This window comes from Nakamurella sp. GG22 (assembly GCF_052976845.2).
In genome coordinates this window covers 417,781-439,283 of sequence record NZ_JBRIIO020000001.1, presented here as the reverse complement: position 1 = coordinate 439,283, position 21,503 = coordinate 417,781, and the positions used below count along the sequence as shown (strand labels likewise).

At 69.1% G+C, this 21,503-nt stretch carries 19 protein-coding genes; 8 read left to right on the top strand and 11 right to left on the bottom strand.

The window, feature by feature from the left end:
• Positions 1-35: 35 nt before the first annotated feature.
• Positions 36-329, bottom strand: a complete 294-nt coding sequence (locus ACVBEQ_RS02005; RefSeq protein ID WP_447151729.1) for a hypothetical protein — start codon at positions 327-329, stop codon at positions 36-38.
• An 88-nt stretch (positions 330-417) separates the two neighbouring features.
• Here ACVBEQ_RS02005 and ACVBEQ_RS02000 point away from each other — a divergent pair, with 88 nt between their 5' ends.
• Positions 418-867 (top strand): YdeI/OmpD-associated family protein, encoded by a 450-nt coding sequence (locus ACVBEQ_RS02000; protein ID WP_447151728.1) that lies wholly within the window; start codon positions 418-420, stop codon positions 865-867.
• A gap of 4 nt (positions 868-871) precedes the next feature.
• Here ACVBEQ_RS02000 and ACVBEQ_RS01995 read toward each other — a convergent pair whose 3' ends face one another.
• From ACVBEQ_RS01995 to ACVBEQ_RS01980, 4 genes are all read right to left on the bottom strand, one after another.
• Positions 872-1,243: a VOC family protein gene (locus ACVBEQ_RS01995; protein ID WP_447151727.1), complete on the bottom strand. Its 372-nt coding sequence runs from the start codon at positions 1,241-1,243 to the stop codon at positions 872-874.
• Between the two features lie 81 nt (positions 1,244-1,324).
• The gene (locus ACVBEQ_RS01990; RefSeq protein WP_447151726.1) at positions 1,325-2,353 is read right to left on the bottom strand and encodes an NAD(P)/FAD-dependent oxidoreductase; all 1,029 of its coding nucleotides are present in this window, start codon (positions 2,351-2,353) and stop codon (positions 1,325-1,327) included.
• A complete protein-coding gene (locus ACVBEQ_RS01985; protein WP_447151725.1) occupies positions 2,350-2,862 on the bottom strand; it encodes an isoprenylcysteine carboxyl methyltransferase family protein in 513 nt (170 codons plus the stop codon). Before ACVBEQ_RS01985 ends, ACVBEQ_RS01990 begins: the two co-directional genes overlap by 4 nt.
• A gap of 55 nt (positions 2,863-2,917) precedes the next feature.
• Positions 2,918-3,982, bottom strand: a complete 1,065-nt coding sequence (locus ACVBEQ_RS01980) for a type III polyketide synthase (protein ID WP_447151724.1) — start codon at positions 3,980-3,982, stop codon at positions 2,918-2,920.
• A 54-nt stretch (positions 3,983-4,036) separates the two neighbouring features.
• Between ACVBEQ_RS01980 and ACVBEQ_RS01975 the strand changes: the two genes are divergently transcribed.
• The 4 genes from ACVBEQ_RS01975 to ACVBEQ_RS01960 all read left to right on the top strand — a co-directional run bounded on the left by ACVBEQ_RS01975 (position 4,037) and on the right by ACVBEQ_RS01960 (position 9,065).
• Complete coding sequence (locus ACVBEQ_RS01975) at positions 4,037-4,903, top strand: UbiA family prenyltransferase (RefSeq protein WP_447151723.1); 867 nt, start codon at positions 4,037-4,039, stop codon at positions 4,901-4,903.
• Between the two features lie 278 nt (positions 4,904-5,181).
• Positions 5,182-7,002, top strand: a complete 1,821-nt coding sequence (locus ACVBEQ_RS01970) for an amino acid permease (protein WP_447151722.1) — start codon at positions 5,182-5,184, stop codon at positions 7,000-7,002.
• Between the two features lie 64 nt (positions 7,003-7,066).
• Entirely contained in the window at positions 7,067-7,684 is a 618-nt protein-coding gene (locus tag ACVBEQ_RS01965) for a hypothetical protein (RefSeq protein ID WP_447151721.1), read from the top strand.
• 58 nt (positions 7,685-7,742) lie between these two features.
• Entirely contained in the window at positions 7,743-9,065 is a 1,323-nt protein-coding gene (locus ACVBEQ_RS01960) for an ATP-dependent 6-phosphofructokinase (RefSeq protein ID WP_447151720.1), read from the top strand.
• Here ACVBEQ_RS01960 and ACVBEQ_RS01955 read toward each other — a convergent pair.
• Positions 9,044-10,108, bottom strand: coding sequence for a glutathione S-transferase family protein (locus ACVBEQ_RS01955; RefSeq protein WP_447151820.1), 1,065 nt, complete (start codon positions 10,106-10,108; stop codon positions 9,044-9,046). The genes ACVBEQ_RS01960 and ACVBEQ_RS01955 overlap by 22 nt on opposite strands.
• Before the next feature lie 132 nt (positions 10,109-10,240).
• On the opposite strand from ACVBEQ_RS01955, the gene ACVBEQ_RS01950 reads away from it, so the two are divergent.
• On the top strand, positions 10,241-11,329 hold the full coding sequence (locus ACVBEQ_RS01950; protein ID WP_447151819.1) for a carboxylate-amine ligase: 1,089 nt from the start codon (positions 10,241-10,243) through the stop codon (positions 11,327-11,329).
• Positions 11,330-11,350: 21 nt separating this feature from the next.
• On the opposite strand, the gene ku is transcribed toward ACVBEQ_RS01950, so the two are convergent.
• Positions 11,351-12,304: a non-homologous end joining protein Ku gene (gene ku / locus ACVBEQ_RS01945; protein WP_447151818.1), complete on the bottom strand. Its 954-nt coding sequence runs from the start codon at positions 12,302-12,304 to the stop codon at positions 11,351-11,353.
• Positions 12,305-12,396: 92 nt separating this feature from the next.
• On the opposite strand from ku, the gene ACVBEQ_RS01940 reads away from it, so the two are divergent.
• Entirely contained in the window at positions 12,397-14,907 is a 2,511-nt protein-coding gene (locus tag ACVBEQ_RS01940) for an ATP-dependent DNA ligase (protein ID WP_447151719.1), read from the top strand.
• Here ACVBEQ_RS01940 and ACVBEQ_RS01935 read toward each other — a convergent pair.
• Together ACVBEQ_RS01935 and ACVBEQ_RS01930 are read right to left on the bottom strand one after the other, a co-directional pair.
• Complete coding sequence (locus tag ACVBEQ_RS01935) at positions 14,886-15,524, bottom strand: RES family NAD+ phosphorylase (protein ID WP_447151718.1); 639 nt, start codon at positions 15,522-15,524, stop codon at positions 14,886-14,888. The genes ACVBEQ_RS01940 and ACVBEQ_RS01935 overlap by 22 nt on opposite strands.
• Positions 15,521-16,078: a hypothetical protein gene (locus ACVBEQ_RS01930; RefSeq protein WP_447151717.1), complete on the bottom strand. Its 558-nt coding sequence runs from the start codon at positions 16,076-16,078 to the stop codon at positions 15,521-15,523. Before ACVBEQ_RS01930 ends, ACVBEQ_RS01935 begins: the two co-directional genes overlap by 4 nt.
• 86 nt (positions 16,079-16,164) lie before the next feature.
• Between ACVBEQ_RS01930 and ACVBEQ_RS01925 the strand changes: the two genes are divergently transcribed.
• Positions 16,165-19,206, top strand: coding sequence for an alpha-mannosidase (locus ACVBEQ_RS01925; RefSeq protein ID WP_447151716.1), 3,042 nt, complete (start codon positions 16,165-16,167; stop codon positions 19,204-19,206).
• Here ACVBEQ_RS01925 and ACVBEQ_RS01920 read toward each other — a convergent pair.
• Positions 19,184-20,068 (bottom strand): NAD-dependent epimerase/dehydratase family protein, encoded by an 885-nt coding sequence (locus tag ACVBEQ_RS01920; RefSeq protein WP_447151715.1) that lies wholly within the window; start codon positions 20,066-20,068, stop codon positions 19,184-19,186. The two genes, ACVBEQ_RS01925 and ACVBEQ_RS01920, sit on opposite strands and share 23 nt — an antisense overlap.
• 48 nt (positions 20,069-20,116) lie before the next feature.
• The gene (locus ACVBEQ_RS01915; protein ID WP_447151714.1) at positions 20,117-21,460 is read right to left on the bottom strand and encodes an MATE family efflux transporter; all 1,344 of its coding nucleotides are present in this window, start codon (positions 21,458-21,460) and stop codon (positions 20,117-20,119) included.
• Positions 21,461-21,503: the final 43 nt, after the last annotated feature.

Below are 21,503 nucleotides of genomic sequence, written 5' to 3'. Positions count from 1 at the left end.
ATTAACACCGAATCGGACGACCCGGTCGGGTCCGATCACCGGGCGGATGGCCGTGAGACCGCCGCGAGTACAGCGTCTTCCACCGACGGGTTGTGCAGGGCGCGAAGGTTCAGGCCGGTGAGCCAGAGGATGTCGCCGACGCTGAAGGCGCGCCGCAACCCCGACACCGTCTCGACCTCGACGGTGCCCCGCTCGACGATGACGAGTGCGTCCCGCCACTGGGCTTCGTCGAACGGCTGTGTGGAGAATCCGGCGAGCACGACGCGGCGTGCGATGAAGGTCGGCCACACCCTGCCGGCGATCTCCAGCGGGTCACGGTCGCCGGCCATCACGGCGCGGGGTGACGGGCTGCGGCGCGGTACACGGTGATATCGATGGGCGTGCAGGTGTCAAGTCATCGAAAGGCATACTCCTGCGATGAAGTTTCAGGGCACGCTGCAACTGGCCGGCAAGACCGCCACCGGGATCGAGGTTCCCGCGGACGTCGTCGAAGGCCTCGGCTCGGGCCGGAAACCCGCGGTGACGGTCACCCTCAACGGGGGTCACACCTACCGGTCGAGCGTCGGGTCGATGGGCGGGGTCTTCATGCTCCCGGTGAGCGCGGAGCACCGCGCGGCGGCCGGAGTGGCCGCCGGTGATGTCGTCGACGTCGACCTCGAGTTGGACACCGCACCGCGTGAGCTGGCCGTACCGGCGGACCTCTCGGCGGCACTGGACGCCGACCCGGCGGCCCGCGCCTTCTTCGACGGCCTGTCCTACAGCAACAAGAGACGTCACGTGCTGGCCATCGACGGTGCCAAGACAGAAGAGACGCGGCAGCGCCGGATCGCGAAATCAGTCGCCCTGTTCGCCGAGGGCAGGAGCTGACAGATCAGTTCCGGGCCGGCAGTTCCTGCACCGCCCAGGAGTTCCCGTCGGGGTCCTTGAAGTACACGAAGGCACCCCAGTCGAGTCGATCGATCTCACTGGCGTCGACGCCGCCCGCGACCAGATCGGCCCTGGCGGCTTCGATGTCGTCAACGACGACCTGCAGTCCTTGGACGGAACCGGGCGCAGCCGTGGTCAAACCGATGCCGAACGCGATGGAGCAGGCGGAGCCGGGTGGGGTCAGCTGTACGAAGCGGAGCTGGTCTGTGACCGTCTGGTCGTGGTCGGCGTTGAAGCCGGCCTTCACGTAGAACTCCTTCGCCCGATCGACGTCGGTCACCGGAATGGTGATCAGTTCCAGCCTCATGTTCGCCATGAGCTCCTCCTCGGTTCGGATGCCCCGGACGGCCTCCGCCGACCGGCCCGGCCACGGTATCGAGGGGCACCGACAGTGCCGTCAGCGCGCGAGCTGTCCCACCGCCGCGTCGAACACCCACGGCAACCGCTCGGCTGCGGGCACCAGCGACCTGCGGATCAGCGGCCGGCCGCTGGCCCAGAGCAGCGCCGACGTCAGCGCCCGGTACCGCCGCGATTCCCGCAGCCAGCGGGTTTCGTAGTCGGCGGGACGGTCCGCGGCGACGCAGTCGACGAGTGCGCGGGCACAGGCGAGGGAAACGGCGATGCCCTCCCCGGTCAGTGCATCCACATAACCGGCCGCATCCCCGGTGAGCAGGACCCGGCCGGCGACGCGTCGGCTGGTCCGGCGGCGCAACGGGCCCGCGCCGCGAACGGGGCCGCCCTCGGCTCCGCCCAGCCGGTCGGCCAGCATCGGGAAACGCGTCAGGTGCTCGTCGAACGACACCCGGTCGCTGCTCAGCACCGCAACCCCGACGAGGGACGGCCCGACCGGCGTGACGTAGGCCTCGGAGCTGTCCGACCAATGCACCTGCACGAGGTCGGACCACGGCGTGACGGTGAAGTGCCGGCGCACCCCCCACCGCCGCCGACTTCGGCGAGGTGCGACATCCAGGCCGAGCGACCGGGCGATCGGCGAGTGCAACCCGTCGGCTGCCACCAGATACCGTGCCGTGAGACCTGCGGCGGTGACGGAGCTCTCGCGTTGGCCGATGGCGTCGACGCGATCGGCCAGCACGGGGATGCCAGCCGCCGCGACGGCGGACAGCAGGGCACTGTGCAGATCGGTGCGCCGCGCGCCGATACCGCTGCCCGACCGGAAGAACGACTCCGCGCTGCGTTTCCCGTCGAAGTAGGCGATGCCGCGGAACTCCCGCCCGGGCGGTTCGACCCCGAGCCCCCGGAGCGCCGTCACCGCCCCCGGCATCAGGCCTTCGCCACAGGCCTTGTCGATCGGCGACGACGACCCGGCCCGCGGATCGACCACCGTGACGTCCAGACCTTTCCCAGCCGCGAACAGTGCGGCGGCGAGCCCGGCGGGGCCGGCCCCGGCAACCAGGATGTCGATCATGGGCTGGCCAGCGCGAGAGCGCGCTCCTCTTCACGGATCCGGACCGTCAGCAACCAGGCGTTGAGCACGGTGAAGGTGATGGCGGTGATCCACGCGGTGTGCACCATCGGCAGCGCGATGCCCTCGACGACCACCGCCACGTAGTTCGGATGCCGGAACCACCGGTAGGGCCCGCGGTCGACGAGCGGCAGACCGGGGATGACGACGATCAGCGTGTTCCACCGCCGGCCCAACGTGGTGATGCACCACCAGCGCAGCGCTTGCGCGGCGAACACCAGAACCACCATCGTCCAGCCCAGGGCGGGCAGGAAAGGCCTGTCCAGCAGCCACACCTCGAGAATGCAGCCGACCAGCAGGGAGAAATGCAGGACCACCATCGCCGGGTAGTGCCCGCGACCGTATTCCTTGCCGCCGTTCTTGAAGGCCCACGCGAGGTTCCGTTTGGAGACGGCCAGTTCCACCAGTCGCTCGACGCCGACGGCCAGCACGAAGAGCGTGTACGCGATCACCGGTTGTTCCTCCGTCGCTGGGCCAGTGACTGTCGATGATCGCGCACGAGCGGTCCTACCAGCGCAGCAGGACGAGTTCGGAGGCGAAACCCGGACCCATCGCCATCAGCACACCCGGGCTCCCGGGGAGCGGCGGCCGATCGCGCAGGGTGTCGCGCAGCACGTGCAGAACGGAGGCGGACGACAGGTTGCCGACCTCGGCGAGCGACCGCCAGGTCATCTCCAGGGCATGCGGGCCGACGCCGAGTTCGGCTTCGATGGCCTCGATGATCTTGGGACCGCCCGGGTGCGAGACCCACGCACCGATGTCCTGCACCCGCAGGCCGTGGGAACCGAGCAGCGCCCGGATGTCAGGGCCGAGGTATTGGTGCACCAGATCGGGAACCTCCGCCGTCAGCACGATCCCGAAGCCGTCGCTGCCGATGTCCCAGCCCATCACACCCTGGGTGTCCGGGTAGAGGTGGCTGCGGGTCGCGAGCACCCGCGGGCCGTCCACCGCGAGTCGATCGGCCCGTTCGGACCCGACGGCGACGACGGCGGCGGCCCCGTCACCGAACAGCCCGCTCGCCACCAGGTTCGCCATCGACGTGTCGCCGCGCTGCACGGTCAGCGAGCACAGCTCGACCGCCAGCAGGATGCCCACCTGATCGGGCCAGCCGAGCAGATAGTCGTGCAGCCGGGCGATGCCGGCCGCGCCGGCGACGCAGCCGAGCCCGAACAGCGGGACGCGTTTGACGTCCCTGCGAAATCCCACCCGCGCGGCGATCCGCGCCTCCAGCGACGGCACCGCGAGTCCGGTGACGGTGGTGGAGAAGATGACATCGACCTCGTCGGCAGCGATCCCGGCAGCGTCCAGCGCGCCGTCGACCGCCTGGACGGCCAGTTCGACGGCCGCCTCGATGAATGCGTTGTTGGCGTCTGTGAAGCTCTCGAGCTGCGCGTACTGCTCCAACGGCAACGCCAGATACCGGCTGCCGACCCTGGTGTTGGTGTGAATTCGCCGGACGACCTCGTGGTTGGTGCCGTCCCGCAGCACCTGCTCCGCAACGGCCTCGGTGATCTTGTCCTGCGGGTAGCGGTACGGCGGAAGGACCGCGTGCACGGCCGCAAGGCAGGTCATGCAGGCCACAGTACGGTGACGCTTGCGGGCCAGGTGAGCGGCAGGAGGTCGGAGATGACGGAGCACCGCGCCGGTGCGCTCTCGCCGGCCGGCGTTGCCAGGGCGCTGGCGCTGTCCTGCCATCCGGTGCCGACCATCGCCGTCACCGCGATCAGCGCGGGTCTCGCTGCCCTGGCCGGGTTGTCGCCGGGACGGGCCGCCCTGATGGTGGCCGCGGTGTTCGCCGGCCAGCTGTCGATCGGCTGGTCCAACGATGCCATCGACGCCACCCGCGATCGTGCGTCGGACCGCAGCGACAAGCCGGTGGCCCGCGGCGCCGTGTCGCCGCGCACGGTCGCGATCGCGGCCGCTGTCGCACTTGTTGCGGCCGTTGTCCTCTCGCTCGCGCTCGGCTGGTTGCCGGGCCTCGCCGCGCTGACCGTGGTGGTCTGCGGATGGGCCTACAACCTCGGACTCAAGGGCACGGTCTTCTCGTTCGTCCCGTATGCCATCGCCTTCGGCATCCTGCCAGCGGTCGCGACGCTGTCCATGCCGGAGCCTGCGTGGCCGGCGCCGTGGGCGATGATCATGGGTGCACTGTTCGGGGTGGCGGCGCACTTCGCCAACGTGCTGCCCGACCTCGACGACGACCTGGACACCGGGGTGCGCGGCCTGCCGCACCGGCTCGGTGCCCGGACGACGGCGGTGGCCTGCGTCGTGCTGCTCGCCACCGCATGCCTGGTCGTCCTGCTGGGAACCTCGGGCTCCGCCGGTATTGCGCCGTGGCGATGGGCGGCGGCCGTCGCGCTGGTCGTTCTCGCGGCGGCGGGTGTGCTGATCGCACTGCACCGGCCGGCGAGTCGTGGGCTGTTCCTGATCGTCATCGTCACCGCCCTCATCGCCGTCGTGCTGTTCGCCGTCTCGGGCCAGGCACTCACCTGAGCCGGGGTCCCCCACGGTCGGTCGCAGGTGAGCCGGATCGCCACCCGAGCCACTGCCCATTCGGCGCTGCGCCACCAGTACGGAGCGTGACATAGCCGCGGCGTCATGGGCGATTTCCACCCGTCGGTCCGTTTCCCTTGTGTCGAATGGCTCACCGGCTCCGACCTGCTGTTTCCGCTCTGTTTCAGGCCTTGCCCAACGCCTGCGGTAGGGAGCAGTCTTTCGCGTCAGGCGAGGCTTTCGCCTACAGCGCGTCACGGACTGAAGGAGTCGGGACAGTGGCTGCACCAGCAGAGCTGCACAAGGGGTTGAACCAGCGGCACCTCACGATGATCGCCATCGGCGGGGTGATCGGCGCGGGCCTGTTCGTCGGTTCCGGGGCGGTGATCAAGGAAGCCGGTCCTGCTGCCTTCCTGACGTACGCAATCACCGGCGTGCTGATCGTCATGGTGATGCGGATGCTGGGCGAGATGGCGGTGGCCAATCCCTCCACCGGGTCCTTCGCCGACTATGCCCGCAGGGCACTCGGCGGGTGGGCGGGATTCTCGGTCGGCTGGCTGTACTGGTATTTCTGGGTGATTGTGGTCGGGTTCGAGGCCGTTGCCGGGGCGAAGATCCTGACGTACTGGGTCGACGCGCCGCTGTGGTTGCTGTCCCTCGGTTTGATGGTGCTGATGACCGCGACCAACCTTTTCTCGGTCCGCTCGTTCGGTGAGTTCGAGTTCTGGTTCGCCGGCATCAAGGTCGCCGCCATCATTTTGTTCCTGGGCCTCGGCACCCTGTACGTGTTCGGGGTGTGGCCGAACAAGAGTCTTGATTTCTCGAACCTGACGGCAGAGGGCGGGTTCTTCCCGAACGGCGTCGGCGCCATTTTCGCGAGCATCGTGGTCGTCATCTTCTCGATGGTGGGGGCCGAGATCGCGACCATCGCGGCAGCGGAATCGAAGGACCCGGCGCGTGCGATCGCCAAGGCCACGAACTCGGTGATCGTGCGTATCGCGATCTTCTTCGTCGGCTCGATCTTCCTGCTGGTGACGATCCTGCCGTGGAACTCCGCCGAACTCGGTGCATCGCCGTACGTGGCCGCATTGAAGGAGATGGGCATTCCGTACGCCGACCACGTGATGAACGCCGTGGTCCTGACGGCCGTGCTGTCGTGCCTGAACTCCGGGCTGTACACGGCGTCCCGCATGCTGTTCGTGCTGGCCGCCCGGCGCGAGGCGCCGGTCAGCCTGATCACCGTCAGCCCGCGCGGCGTCCCGATGACCGCCATCCTGACCTCGACCGTGGTCGGTTTCCTGTGCGTCATCGCCGCGGCCATTTCGCCGGAGGGCGTGTTCCTGTTCCTGCTGAATTCCTCCGGCGCGATCATCATTTTCGTGTATCTGCTGATCGCGGTGTCACAATTCGTCCTCCGGCGGCGGACACCCGCTGACAAGCTGCAGGTGAAGATGTGGGGGTTCCCATTCCTCACGATCGCCACCATCGCCGGGATGCTGGCCGTGCTGGTACTGATGTACCTGGACGAAGAAGTGCGACCGCAGCTGGTGCTGAGCCTGTTGGCGTTTGCTGTCGTGCTCGTGCTGTACGGGGTGACGAAGTGGCGCGGCGGCTCGGTCGGTAAGGACTTCGACGATTCGCCCCCGCAGCCCGGTGGCACGAAGGTGCTGGTGCTGGCCAACCAGACCGTGGGCGCCTCCGAACTGCTCGACGAGTTGCGGGCGATCGACGCCGACGGCAAGGCGCAGTATTTCGTCTCGGTCCCGGCCAACCCCGTCGACACCGGGCAGGCCGAGCACTCCGGCGCGGTCTGGGTGTGGGAGGAGACGACGAAGGCGGCTCAGGAGCGGCTCGATTCCACGCTGGGCATCCTTCGCGGCGAGGGCCTCGAGGCGAACGGCGAGCTGGGCGACCACCGCCCGATGCACGCCCTGGAGGACGCGGTGAAGGAGTTCTCTCCCGACCGGATCATCATCTCCACGCACGCCCAGGGGCACTCGGGCTGGCTGCGTCAGGATCTGGTCGAACGCGCCCGCAAGCGGTTCGACGTGCCGGTCCGGCACGTGGTGGTGGGGCAGGACGCGAACGTCTCCGGCTGAGGTCCTGTAGGCGGCCGCGGCCCGCTCGTGTCTGGACGGGCCGGGCTCGCCTACGGTGGTCGGCATGGTGAAGTTCGACGGAGCGATCGCCGGGATGGGCACCACCTCGGGCACCCGGCTGGTCGTCGGGATGTGGCCGCTGTCGCCGTTCGGCTCCGTCACCGACGTCATGATCGAGCGGGCGGATGGGCACCGCATCCTGCTTGCGCCGACCCGCGAGCTGGCCGACTTCATCAGCGCGACGTACGAGTTCGACGAGGTGAGGGTGACGCCGGTGCTCCGCGTCCGCGACGGCAGGAAGTGGATGGTCAGCACCGACGAACTGGCGCTGAGCTTCGACGTCAGCGGCCGGCCGGCGTTGGGCTGGCTGATGCTGGCCGTTCCCCGGCGGCTCGCCCGCGCCCGCTGGTGGGCCACCGCGCAGGACCCGATCGCGAAGCTCGTGATGAAGGGTGTCCGGACCAGGGGAACCGCGGGCGGCGGACGCAAGGAGTGGTACGGGGCGCTGGACCTGCACCGCATCGGCTCGGTCAGTGCCCGGCTGGACGGTGTCGACCTGGGTGAGCTCGCGCCGGTGTCCCCGCCGGTCCGGTTCGGGTTCGGCTCGACGCCCGCGGAACCGGCACTGGTCCGGGTGCTGACCCAGATCACCGGCGCGGACCTGCCCGCCGACGTCAGCTGAGTGCGGGAGTTTCCGCCCTCGACACACGCCGGTCATACCCGCGCTGGACGCTTGACCGATGGTGAGGCTGGAAGACCTGCAGGTCCGGCAACTCGGTGAGTGCCGGCACGAGTCGGCACTGGCCAAGTATGTCGGCGGACGGCGAACCAACGACCACTACGTCGAGGAAGCCGACCGGGTGCTGTTCGACGACACGATCCAGCTGCTGGAGGCGCACGGCGTCCCGCTCGACGAGTTGCCCACGCTCGAACCGGGCGGCCCCCGGCGCACGGTGTTCCACCAGCCCGGCGCGACCCGGGCCGCGATCGTCACCTGTGGAGGGCTCTGCCCCGGGTTGAACGACGTCATCCGCGGGTTGGTGATGGAACTCCACACGCACTACGGCGTCAGCGATGTCGTCGGATTCCGGAACGGGTTTGCCGGCCTGGTGCCGGCCCTGGGGTACGACCCCGTCGACCTCAGCCCGGAGCGGGTGGCCAAGATCAACACCCAGGGCGGGACCATTCTCGGAACGTCCCGGGGCGCCCAGGATCCCGAGGTGATGGTCGATCGGCTGGTCGAGCTGGGTATCGACATCCTGTTCGTCATCGGCGGTGACGGGTCGATCCGCGGGGCGGGCCGGATCGCGGAGGTCTGCCGGAGCCGTGGCCTGCCGATCGGGATCATCGGCATCCCGAAGACCATCGACAACGACATCCCTTTCATCGGGCAGAGTTTCGGGTTCCAGACTGCCTTCACGGTGGCCGCCGAGTCGATCGCCGCGGCGCAGGTCGAGGCACAGTCCGCGATCAACGGGGTCGGGCTGGTGAAGCTGATGGGCCGTCATGCGGGTTTCATCGCCTGCTACGCCGCACTCGCCAACCACCACGCGGATTTCGTGCTGATCCCGGAGGTCACCTTCGCCCTACACGGCGAATCGGGCTTCCTCGCCGCGCTCGAGCGCCGGGTGGCCGAGCGGGGGAGTGCGGTAGTCGTCGTCGCGGAAGGTGCCGGTCAGGAACTCCTTCCGGCCCGGAGCGAGGGGACGGACGCCTCGGGCAACCGCTCGCTGGGTGACATCGGCAGGTTCCTCGAGTCGGCGGTCGTCGACCACTTCGGCTCGCTCGACCGGGACCTGACGCTCAAGTACTTCGAGCCCGGTTACGCCATCCGGTCCGTCCCGGCCAAGGCGCACGACTCGGTGTACTGCGTGCGACTGGCACAGGCCGCTGCCCATGCCGGGATGGCCGGGCGCACCGACATGGTGGTCGGTCGCCGGCACAACCGGTTCGTGCACGTCCCGATCGACATCGTTGTCTCGGTGCGCAACCAGGTGGCGCCCGACGGGGACCTGTGGCTCAGCGTGCTGGAGTCGACGGCTCAGCCGCTCGAGATGCGCTGAATCCCGTCCCGGTCGAGTGACCATGATGCGGTGAGCATCTCGTCCACCGGTGGGGACGGCGGAGGGGTGCCGTTCCCGAACGGCGAGCCACCGAGGCGTTCGCGATCGTGCGGCTCGAACCAGCCCGACAGGTCAGGTCCTTTCGGGACAATCCCCGACGGATTCAGATTGGTGTGCACCTTGTAGTAGTGCTCCTTGATCTGGACGAAGTCGGTGGTGTCCCCGAACCCCGGGGTCTGGAACAGGTCCCGGGCGTATCCCCACAGCACCGGCATTTCGCTGAGCTTGTTGCGGTTGCACTTGAAGTGGCCGTGGTAGACGGCGTCGAACCTGGCCAGCGTGGTGAAGAGCCGGACATCGGCCTCGGTGATGGTGTCGCCGACGAGGTAGCGCCGGTCGGTGAGCCGATCGGTCAGCCAGTCGAGGCGGTCGAAGAGCCGGTCGTACGCCTTGTCGTACGCCTCCTGGCCGCCCGCGAATCCGCACCGGTAGACCCCGTTGTTGACGTCCCGGAACACCACGTCGTTCACGGCGTCGATTTCCTCGCGCAGCGCCGTCGGGTACAGATCGGGTGCGCCCTCGCGGTGGAATTCGCGCCATTCGGTCGACAGATCAAGGGTGATCTGCGGGTAATTGTTGGTGACGACCTGCCCGGTCCCGATGTCGACGATCGCCGGGACGGTGATACCCAGCGGGTAGTCGGGGTCGCGGGCCAGGAACGCCTGCTGCAGCCGCTCGATGCCCAGCACCGGGTCGACGCCGCCGGGGTCGAGGTCGAACGTCCAGCTCCGCTCGTCGTGGGTCGGGCCGCAGACCCCCAGCGACAGAACGGATTCCAGGCCCAGCAGGCGCCGGACGATGGTGGAGCGGTTCGCCCATGGGCAGGCACGGGCGACCACCAGCCGGTACCGGCCGGGCTCGACCCTGTATCCGTCGCGGCCGTCGGTGGTGATCCGGGTTGTGATGTACCGGGAGTCGCGGACGAATTCGCCGCCATTGCCCTTGCCCAGTTCGTTCGCGGGAGCCATCTGCCTGCCCATCATCAACGGTTGGTGATCAGCGGGATCACTGTCCCATTCCTGATCGTCTGTCTCCTTCTGCCGGCGTGCGGCTGTCCCCAGCATGCCCTGTCACATCTGCCCGAAACATGGAGGGAGCAAACTGTCCCCGTGGCAATGCGCACCGTCGGGGTAGAAGAAGAGCTCATGCTGGTCAACCCGGTGGACGGGCGGCCGGCATCGGCGGGGAACTCGGTGCTGGAGGTCGCCCAGGAATGGCTGGGGCCGGACGGCAGGGTCGACCACGAGTTCAAGATGGAGCAGACCGAGATCGGGTCTTCCCCGACCGTCGACATCGGGGCGCTGCGGGATGAGCTGTTGGTGCTGCGCCGAGCCGTTGCTTCAGCGGCCGGCAGCACCGGCGTGCATGTCGTCGCCGTTGCCACCAGCCCGTTCAAGGTCCGGCCGACGGCGACGCCGAACGAACGCTACGACCGCATGGTCGAGATGTTCGGAATCATCGCCCGCCAGCAATTGACGTGTGGCCAGCACATCCACGTCTCGGTCGACTCGCCCGACGAGGGTGTCGCCGCGCTGGACCGAATCCGGGGCTGGTTGCCGGTGCTGACGGCGATCTCCGCGAACTCACCGTTCTGGCAGGGCCAGGACACCGGCTACGCGAGCTACCGGTCGATCGTTTGGGGCCAGTGGCCGAGCGCCGGCCCGACCGAGGCATTCGTCGACATCGGCGGCTACCAGCGGGCGATCACCGGGTTGCTGGCGACCGGCGCCGCGATGGACGACGGGATGGTCTACTTCGACGCCCGGTTGTCGGCGACCTATCCGACCCTGGAGATCAGAGTGCCGGACGTCTGCACCAACGTGCGTGACTCGGCGCTGATCGCGGCCCTGGCACGGGCCCTGGTGGACACCTCGGTGGCGGAATGGCAGCACGGCAAGCCTGTTGCGCAGATCCGGATCGAGGTACTGCGCGGCGCGGCGTGGCGGGCGGCGCGGTTCGGGCTGGCGGGTGAACTGCTCGACCACCGGACCCGCGAGCGGGTGCCGGCCTGGGCCCTGGTGGACGCGCTGGTCGAGCACGTGCTGGTCGCCCTGCGGGCGAACGGTGACGCGGACTTCGTGTTCGACGAGCTGGCCCGGCTACGCCGCACCGGCACCGGCGCCGACCTGCAGCGCGGCGAGTTCGCCCGCCGTGGGCAGCTCACCGACGTCGTCCAGCACGCCGCGCAGCGCACCCTCGAGTAGCAAGCCCTGCGCCCGGCTGCCTCAGCCGGCGGCCTTGGTCCGCGGCTTGCGGGCCGCCCGCGTCGTCGACTTCGCCGCGCCGGTGTCGGACTTGCCGTTGGACGAATCGGAGTCCTTGGTGGACTTCGTCGCGCGGGATCGAGTCGTCCGGCTCGGGCCGGACTCGGACTTCGCTCCCGATGACGAACTCTTGGCGTCGCCCTTGTGACGTTCCACGCTGCGCTGCAGCGCGGCCAGCAGGTCGACGACCTCGGCGTCCTCGCCCTCGTCCTCCTTCTCGGGCGTCTGGAACGCCTCGCCACCTTCGAGTTTCGCCTCGATCAGCTGCTGCAGTTCGACGCGGTACTCGTCGGTGTAGTCCTCGGGGCGGAAGTCGTCGGCGAAGCTGTCGACGAGCATCGACGCCATCTTCAGCTCGGCGGGCTTGATCGTCACCGATTCGTCCAGCGACGGGAATTCCGCGGCCCTGACCTCGTCGGGCCACAACAGGGTCTGGATCACCAGCACGTCGTCGCGCACCCGCATCGCGGCGAGCCGGGTCTTCTGCCGCAGCGCGAAGTTCACGATCGCGATCCGGTCGGTCTGCTCCAGCGTTCGCAGCAACAGCTTGTAGGCCTTCGTCGACGACGACGCGGGCTCGAGGTAATAGCTCTTGTCGAAATACATCGGGTCGATCTGGTCGGCGGGTACGAAACTCTCGACCTCGATCTCCCGGCTCGCATTCGACGGCAGCTGGGCGAAATCCTCGTCGGTGAGAATCACCGTCTGACCGTCGTCGCTGTCGTAGGCCTTGGCGATGTCGGCGTACTCGACGACCTCGCCGTCGATCTCGCAGACCCGCTTGTATTTGATGCGGCCGCCGTCCTGTGCGTGGACCTGATGGAAACGGACGTCCTTCTCCTCGGTGGCGGAGTACACCTTGACCGGCACGTTCACCAGTCCGAACGCCACGGAGCCTTTCCAGATCGATCGCATGGTGACCATGATGGACCTTCCTACTTGACCGAGCCAGACCGATTCCCAAGATCGAACTCTCAGCGACCGAAGATCAACAGGAGGTGTGCGGCGTGGCGGGGGATTCGGCGACGATCGAGCTCGACGGCCACCGGCTCGCCCTCACCCGGCTGCGGAAAGTGCTGTACCCGGCGACCGGTACGACCAAATCAGACGTCATCGCGTATTTCGCCGAAGTCGCCCACGCGATGATCCCGCACCTCGCGGGCCGGCCGGTGACCCGGAAACGGTGGCCCGACGGGGTGAGCACGACGCCGTTCTTCCACAAGGATCTCGGCCGGGGTGCGCCGTCCTGGGTGACCCGCAGGGTGATCGTCCATTCCGATGGCCCGAAGGCCTACCCGGTCGTCGACTCGCCGGCAACGCTCGCCTGGTTCGGTCAGATCGCGGCGCTGGAACTGCACGTGCCGCAATGGCGGTTCCCCGAACTCGACCCGGATTCGGAATCCGCTGAGCTCGACGAGGCCGGCTTCGACAGCGCACATCCGGACCGGGTGGTCTTCGACCTGGATCCCGGTCCAGGGGTCGGCCTCGCCGAATGCGCCGTGGTCGCGCGTGCCGTGCGCAGCCGGATGGCGGGTGCGCCGCTGGTGCCGGTGACCAGCGGGTCCAAGGGCATCCACCTCTATGGCCGGCTCGACGGCACGATGACCTCCGATGACGCGTCGCAGTTCGCCCGGGAGATCGCCGAGGCGATCGAGCAGGACATGCCCGGCAAGGTCGTCTCCCGGATGGCGAAGGCGCTGCGCCCGGGCAAGATCTTTATCGACTGGTCGCAGAACAACGCGTCCAAGACGACCATCGCGCCGTACTCGCTGCGCGGCCGCGACCGGCCGACGGTCGCGGCGCCGCGGACCTGGGAAGAACTGGAGGACCCGGAGCTGCGCCACCTCGACTATTCCGAGGTGGTGGCCTTACTGGCGGAGGCGCCGGATCCCATGCAGGGCCTGGAGACCGGCGACAACGCCGGCGCCGAGCACCGTGCTCGGCCGGGGCGGCGACGGGTCGGATCACACGACAGTGCCAGAGCCACATCGCATCCGGAGCCGCATCCGGAGCCGCGGGAGGAGGTCCCGGACCGCAAGCTGGACAAGTACCGCTCGATGCGATCCGCCGCCAAGACGCCGGAACCGGTCCCCGAGCCGGGTTTCCTGCCGCACGGCAACGACAACACGTTCGTCATCCAGGAACATCACGCCCGCCGGCTGCACTACGACTTCCGGCTGGAGCGCGGCGGTGTGCTGGTGTCGTGGGCGGTCCCGAAGAACATCCCCGCCGACACCGGTCAGAACCGGCTCGCCGTGCAGACCGAGGACCACCCGCTCGACTACGCCGATTTTGCCGGCATCATCCCGCGCGGCGAGTACGGCGGCGGCACCGTCACCATCTGGGATGCCGGTACCTATACGACGGAGAAGTGGCGCGACGACGAGGTGATGATCGTCCTGAACGGCCAGAAGGCCCGTGGCCGGTATGTGCTGATCCGCACCAAGGACAACTCCTGGCTGATGCACCGGATGAAGGACCAGACGGCGGACGGCCCGGCCTATCTGCGCAAAGTCGAGAAGGCGACGGGGCCGCCCGAACCACCCCACGATCTCGCCCCGATGCTGGCGACAGCCGCTACCGTCCAACAGTTCTCGGATGACGACAGCTGGCGGTTCGAGGGCAAATGGGACGGCATCCGGGCGATTGCCACCTTCGGGCCCAGGGGGCTGACGCTGCGCAGCCGGGCCGGGAACGACTTCACGCACGCCTATCCCGAACTCCAGGAACTGACCGAACTGATGGCCGGTCACAGCGGCGTGCTGGACGGTGAGATTGTCGCGCTGGAACCCGACGGGCGCAGCAGTTTTCACCTGCTCCAGCAACGGATGAACCTCGCGGCCGCGCGCGACGTGGCCCGCGTCCGGCAGAAGGTCTCCGTCCAGTTCTGGTTGTTCGACGTCCTGCACCTGGACGGGGTGTCGTTGCTGGACAAGCGCTACGACGACCGGCGGCGCATTCTCGAGGTGCTGCCCATCTCCGGCGAGATTTGCCACGTTCCGCCGCAGCTGCCCGGCCCGGTCGGAGAGGCGCTGCAGCACAGCCTCGAACTGAAGTGGGAGGGCATCGTCGCCAAGAAGGGGGACTCGACGTACCTGCCCGGCAAGCGATCCCGGAGCTGGCTCAAGATCAAGAACTTCCTCGACGTCGAGGTGGCGATCGTCGGCTGGCGGCCGGGTGCGGGTCGGCGTGCCGGCTCGCTCGGCGCACTGCTGGTGGCCGTCCCGGATGCCGACGGCAGGTTGCGCTATGCCGGGAAGGTCGGCACCGGATTCACCGACGTGGTGCTCGATCAGCTGATGAATACCCTGAAACCGTTGCGCCGCAGCACCTCTCCGGTCGCGGACACGGTGCCGCGGGTGGATGCACGGGACGCGAACTGGGTGGAACCCACGCTGGTCGGCGAGGTCACCTACACCGAGTGGACGCCGGACGGCCGGCTGCGCGCGCCGAGCTGGCGGGGGCTGCGGCCGGACAAGTCCGTGGCCGATCTCCCTCAACGGGTGACCAGGTCGTAGCCGATGCTGTCGGCGGCGCCGAGAAGCCAATGTCCGTAGAGCGTATCGCTGAGCCCGAAGGTGTGTGCGGGATCGTCGGGTAGGGCGTCGGCGGCAGCCGGATAGACGGTGACGCACGGGTCGCCGGTGAGGCTGGACGTGTGCCATAGGCCGTCCAGTGCCGGCCAGGCACTCAGGAAAGCCCGGGCCCAGGCGCGGGTGGCAGAGCGGCGTCCGGTGTTGATCACGTGCGATGCGCCGGCCCGCAGCGGCCACCCTCCGGTGAGGTCGAGCAACCGGACGGGCCGGTTGAACCGGAATGCGGTCGCCGCGGGAGAGTCCGTCAGGCAGTCGACGACCCGGGTTGACTGGAACACCTCCGCGAGCGCGGTCGGCAGGTTGCCTGCCGCATACAGCACACCCGTCCCGGGATGCAGCCGCGGCGGACCCTCGGGGTGCGGATCGAACCGGCACGAACCGATCGGGCCGAATTCGCGCAGCACGTTCCAGGCGGTGACCTGAGCGCCGGTCGTGCGGTGAATCCGCCACAGCACGGTGCTGGTCGGGACGGTGTGGAATTCGGGTCGGGAGTTGGCAAGTGTGCTGGGATCGGGCCGGTCGGGCAGCTTCGGGATCACCAGGGCGCGGTGACGCTGCGGGCAAGCTCGACGATCGGCGCCGGATCCCGCCCGCCGGCGAGCCATTCACGGGCGCTGATCGGCCCGTTGCCCTCGTCCAGTTCAGCGTGCTCCGTGGTCATCAGTCCGGTGATGACCGAATGATGTGCGTCCCCCAACTCGGCCAGCACCTGCCGCAGTCCCGGCAACGGCCTGCCGTCAGACGTGAACTGCCACAGCGGGTACCGGTTCGTTCGGCCGTCCCGGTACGCGTAAAGATCTCCGTCCTCCCGGAGATGCTGAATCCTGGTGCGGTGGAGCCCGAGGAGGTCGGCAACAGCGGCCGTAGGCAGGGTTTGTGCTGCCGCGGCGATGTTCCGGGCGGCCATCCGTTGCGCCGCTCCCGCCAGATCGGTGACGGGCACACCCGCATGTTCGCGCATGAACTCCCGCGCGGCATCGTCGAGAGTTCCATCGGCTCGCGCGGGCAACGCCGCCTCGACCGCGCGCACCAGTGCCGCCTCGTCGACGTCGCCGTACCCGCGGCCCCGCAGAACGTCGAGAACTGTCGTCATGAGCCCGCCCTCCTCGATCTAGACTAGCAAGTATGCGCACATGTGCGCACTATTGATGACCGCTGACGGGCCGAAGGAGCGCCGCTGTGCGTGATGACGAGTGGCAGTACCGCGGGCGGCTCGGGCGGTTCCTCGAGGAGCTGGTGGTGCCGGCGATCTACCCCCGCGTCCACCAGCTCGACGTCGCGGCGTGGCCGGTCCCGGACGAGCCGGTCCCGGCGGCCGTGGCACTCGGCCAGCGGTACGAGCGGTTCGCGGTCGGCACTGCATGGGGAAAGGCTTGGAGCACGCTGTGGCTGCACATCACCGGGCAGGTGCCGGCCCTGTGGCTCGCCGACGGCAGTGATGTCGAGATCGTCGTCGACCTCGGGTTCCGCGCGAGGATGGAGGGCGGCCAGGCGGAGGGGCTGGCCTTCCGGCCGGACGGCACGATCATCAAGGCGATCGAGCCGTACAACCGATACCTGCCCGTCGAGGATCCGAGCGGCCGGATCGATCTCTACCTGGAGGCCGCGGCCAACCCCGAGCTGGCCGACTACGGCTCCTGGCATCCCACCCCACTAGGGGACAAGGCCACCGCCGGCGACGAACCGATCTACCTGCTGCGCCAGGTCGATGTCGCCGTACGTGACCGGGAGGTCGACGCCCTGCGTCACGACCTCGAGGTGCTCGCCTCCCTGGCGGACGAGCTGCCCGCTGACCTGCCGCGTCGTGCGGAGCTGGTCGCCGGGCTCAACCGGGCGATCGACGTCGTGGATCCGTCGGACGTCGCAGGGACGGCCTCTACCGCTCGGGCGGTGCTACGGCCGCTGCTGACCAAGCCGGCGTACGCCAGCGCGCATCGCATCGTGGCCACCGGGCACGCCCACATCGATTCCGCCTGGCTGTGGCCCGTGCGGGAGACGGTGCGTAAGTGCGCGCGCACCTTCGCCAACGTTCTGGACCTGATGGACCAGGATCCGGACGTCGTGTTCTCCTGTTCGTCGGCGCAGCAGTACGCGTGGGTGAAGGAGCACTACCCGCACCTGTGGGACCGCATCAAGGAGAAGGTGGCCGAGGGCCGGTTCGTGCCGGTCGGCGGTATGTGGGTGGAGTCCGACACCAACATGCCCGGTTCCGAGGCGATGGCCCGGCAGTTCGTGCTGGGCACGATGTTCTTTCGCGAGGAGCTGGGGGTCGACCCCCGGGAGGTCTGGTTGCCGGACTCCTTCGGCTACTCGGCTGCGCTGCCGCAGATCGCGCGGGCGGCCGGCAAGCAGTGGTTCCTCACGCAGAAGATCTCCTGGAACGAGACCAACGCGTTCCCGCACCACAGCTTCCTGTGGGAGGGCATCGACGGCACGCGGATCTTCACGCACTTCCCGCCTGTCGACACCTACAACAGCACCCTGTCCGCGGCCGAGCTCGCCCGGGCGCAGCGCCAGTACCGGGAGCACGGCCACGGCACCGTGTCGCTGGTGCCGTTCGGCTACGGCGACGGCGGTGGCGGGCCGACCCGGGAGATGCTCGAGCGGGCCCACCGCGCCGCGGACCTCGAGGGCTCGCCGCGCGTCCAGATCGGCACCGCAGCACGGTTTTTCGCCGATGCCGAGGCCGAGTTGGCGAGCCCCGCGGTGTGGAGCGGCGAGCTGTACCTGGAGACTCACCGCGGCACGTACACCTCACAGCTGCGCACCAAACAGGGCAACCGGCGCTCCGAGCACGCGCTGCGGGCCGCCGAACTGTGGGCGACGACGGCCTTCGTGCGCGTCGGGTTGCCGTATCCGACCGACGAACTGCGCGAGATCTGGCGCACCGTGCTGCTGCAGCAGTTCCACGACATCCTTCCCGGGTCCGCGATCGCGTGGGTGCACCGAGAGGCCGAGGCCAACTACCGCCGGGTGCTGGCGCGGCTGGAGCAGATCGTCATCCGGTCCCTCCAGGCGTTGGTCGGCAGCGGCGATCTGGAACTGATCGCCAATGCGGCCCCGGTCACGTTGGACGGCGTCGCTCCGATGGCGGTCGTCACCGCTCCGGGCGCCACCAGCGACACGGTGAACGTGACCGAACGGGACGGCGGATTCCTGCTCGACAACGGGCGGCTGCGGGTCACCATCGACGGCCGCGGTGTCCTGACATCGGTGCTCGACCTGGCCGCCGACCGGGAGGTCGTCCCGCCCGGCCAGGCAGCAGGACTGCTCCAGCTGCACAACGACCGGCCGACGCGGTACGAGGCCTGGGACATCGACGAGCACTACCGGCGCGTGAGCACCGACCTGGTCACGGTCGACGAGCTGGTTGTCCTACCCACCGATGACGGCAGTGCCGCTGTGCGGGTCAGCCGCTCGACGACGCGCTCGACCATCGTCGAGACCATCACCCTGCGACCGGGCGCTGCCGCCGTCGACTTCGGGTTCGACATCAACTGGCACGAGGACCGCACCATCCTCAAGCTGGCGTTCCCGGTCGACTGCATCGCCGACCGGGCCGCGTCGGAGATCCAGTTCGGGCACGTGTACCGGCCGACGCATGAGAACACGAGCTGGGAGCGGGCCAAGTTCGAGACGTGCGCGCACCGGTGGGTGCACGTGGGGGAGCCGGGCTGGGGCGTCGCGGTTGCCAACGACTCGACGTACGGCCATGACATCCACCGGACCGTCGTGCCCGCGACAGGCAAGGCGGCCACCACTGTGCGGCTGTCGCTGTTGCGAGGCCCGAAGTTCCCGGATCCGCAGACCGACCGGGGCCGGCACACCCTCAGCGTCAGCCTCGTCGTGGGCGCCGAGATCGCCGACGCAGTGCGGGCGGGTCAGCGGCTCAACCAACCTGTGCGCGTGCTGCGCGGAGGCCACCCGGTCGAACCGATCGTCGCGGTGTCCGATCCCGGCGTCCTGGTGGAGGCCGTCAAGCTCGCGGAGGACGGCAGCGGCGACGTCGTCGTCCGGCTCTACGAGTCGCTCGGTCGCCGCACCCGCGCGACGCTGCTGGCGGGATTCGAGCACCGGGGCGCCGAGTTCACCGACCTGCTCGAGCAACCCGTCGGGGCCGTCACGCTGGCCGCCGACGGCGGCATCGCACTGGAGGTGCGGCCGTTTCAGATCGTGACGGTGCGCTTCGCCCGTGCCGTCAGCGCTGATCCCGCCAGCTGAACCTGGGCTCGAAACCCAGTACCCGCTCGGCCTTATCGATGCTGAGCAGGGTTTCGGTGCCGTTCAGGTCGCGGGTGACCCGCACGTCGGGGAACACCTCGGCGGCCAGCGAGGCGCTGTCCCGGCTCATCACCGTGTCGGCGTTGGCGACGATGAAGACGTCCATGCCCTTGCGGTCCGCCTGCAGCGCGAGCCGGACGGCCTGCGCTCCGTCCCGGGCGTCGATGTAGCCCCAGAGGTTCCACATCCTGCTGGTCGGATCGGCGTCGTAGCCGGGGAAGGCCGCGTAGTCGGCGGGGTCCATCACGTTCGAGAACCGCAGGCCGGTCATCGAGAGTTCCGGATTCCAGCGGCAGTACTGCGACGCCATTTCTTCCTCGAGTGTCTTCGCCAGCGAGTACGCCGAGTGCGGCCGCGGGTGGTACTCCTCGTCGACCGGGATGTACGGCGGTGGTGACGCGGGCCCGAACGGCAGGCCCAGCACCGTCTCGCTGGAGGCCCAGACGATCGTGGTGATGCCGGCCGCCCGAGCGCCCTCGAAGACGTTGTAGGTGCCGGTGATGTTGTTGTGGAAGGTGGCTGCGTTGGTGGTCAGCCCGGGTGCGGGAATGGCCGCGAGATGTACGACGGCGTCGATGCTGTCGTACCGGTCATCCACCCGCTGCAGGGCGGCGGCCGTCTGGCCATAGTCGGTGAGGTCGACCTTGACGAACTGCGCCCGCGGGTCGGACAACGGGACGCGGTCCAGATTGACCACCTGGTAACCGTTCTCGATCAGGTCGGTGACGACCGCCCTGCCGAGCTTGCCGCTGCCGCCGGTCACTGCAACTCGTGTATCTGCCACTCGTGTCGTCGCGTTCATGGGGTCAGTCGAGCATCCGCCGCACCGGCGGGGCAAGCCGGGGTCCGGTCAGCGTTCGGCGCCGGTGACGAGCCAGCGGTCGCCGCGGTAGCGGAGCCCGAGCGTGACCGCGCGGGCACCCATGAAGGCGACGGTGAACGCCACCCACAGCCAGACCAGCCCGGCCGCGCCACCGGGCGCGAACGCCCCCACCGCCGCGGCCGCGGGCAGGTACACCACCAGCGTGACGACGCCCGCGCCGGCCAGATAGACCCCGTCACCGGCGCCGATCAGCACCCCGTCGAGCACGAAGACCCACCCCGAGAGTGGTTGAGACACCGCCACCACGATCAACGCAGCGGCGACTGCGGCGCGCACCTCGGGATCGGGCGAGAAGGCGGACCCGGCGACGGCGTGCACCAGCAGCACGGCGGCGCCGATCACCACGCCGGCCCAGACCCCCCAGCGGAGCATCGCCGCGGTCAACGAACGGGCGGCGACCCGGTCGCCCTCGCCGAGCGCCTTGCCGGTCAACGCCTGGGCGGCGATCGCCAGCGCGTCGAGGCCGAGCGCGAGGAAGTTCCAGATCGCCAGCACGACCTGTTGTGCGGCCAGCGCAATGACGCCCTGCCGGGCCGCGACGACGGTCGTCACGATGATGGCGAACCGCAGGGTCAGCGTCCGGATGAACAGCGGGATCCCGGCCCGGCCTGCACCCCGGATCAGCCCGGCGTGCGGCGTCAGCGGCGCCCCGGTTCGCCGCGCCTCCACGGCGACAACCCCGATCAGCACCACCGCCATCAGGGCCTGGGTGATCACCGTGCCGATCGCCGAACCCGCGACGCCGAGCTGCAGCCCGATGACCAGCCAGAGGTTCAGTCCGACGTTGACCACCGCGCCGACAACGGCGACCAGCAAAGGGGTTCTGGTGTCCTGCAGTCCGCGGAGTACCCCGGTGGTGGCCAGCACGGCGAGCATCGCGGGGAGGCCGATCAGCGAGATCCGCAGGAACGTCACGGCGTAGCCGGAGACGGCCGGGCCGCCGCCGAACCAGCCGATCACGGTCGGCGCCACCGGCCAGCCGATCAGCAGCACCGCCGCGCCGATGATCACCGCGAGATACAGCCCGGCGATGCCGAACCGCAGCGCACGGTCGGGCTCCCCGGCGCCGAGTGACCTGGCGACCTGCGCCGTCGTGCCGTAGGCGAGGAACACCGACAGGCCGACCAGTGTGCCCAGGACGACGGACGCAATCCCCACCCCGGCCAGTTGCTCGGTGCCCAGGTGCCCGACGATCGCGGCGTCGACGAGCAAGAAGGTCGGTTCGGCCAGCAGCGCGCCGAGTGCGGGGACCGCGAGGCGCAGGATCTGCCGGTTGAGGCCGGGCGGCGGCGCGGCGGGTTCCGTGGGCACGGGTGGTCACTGTGCCAGCCCTGCCCGCGACGCCCGACTCCGG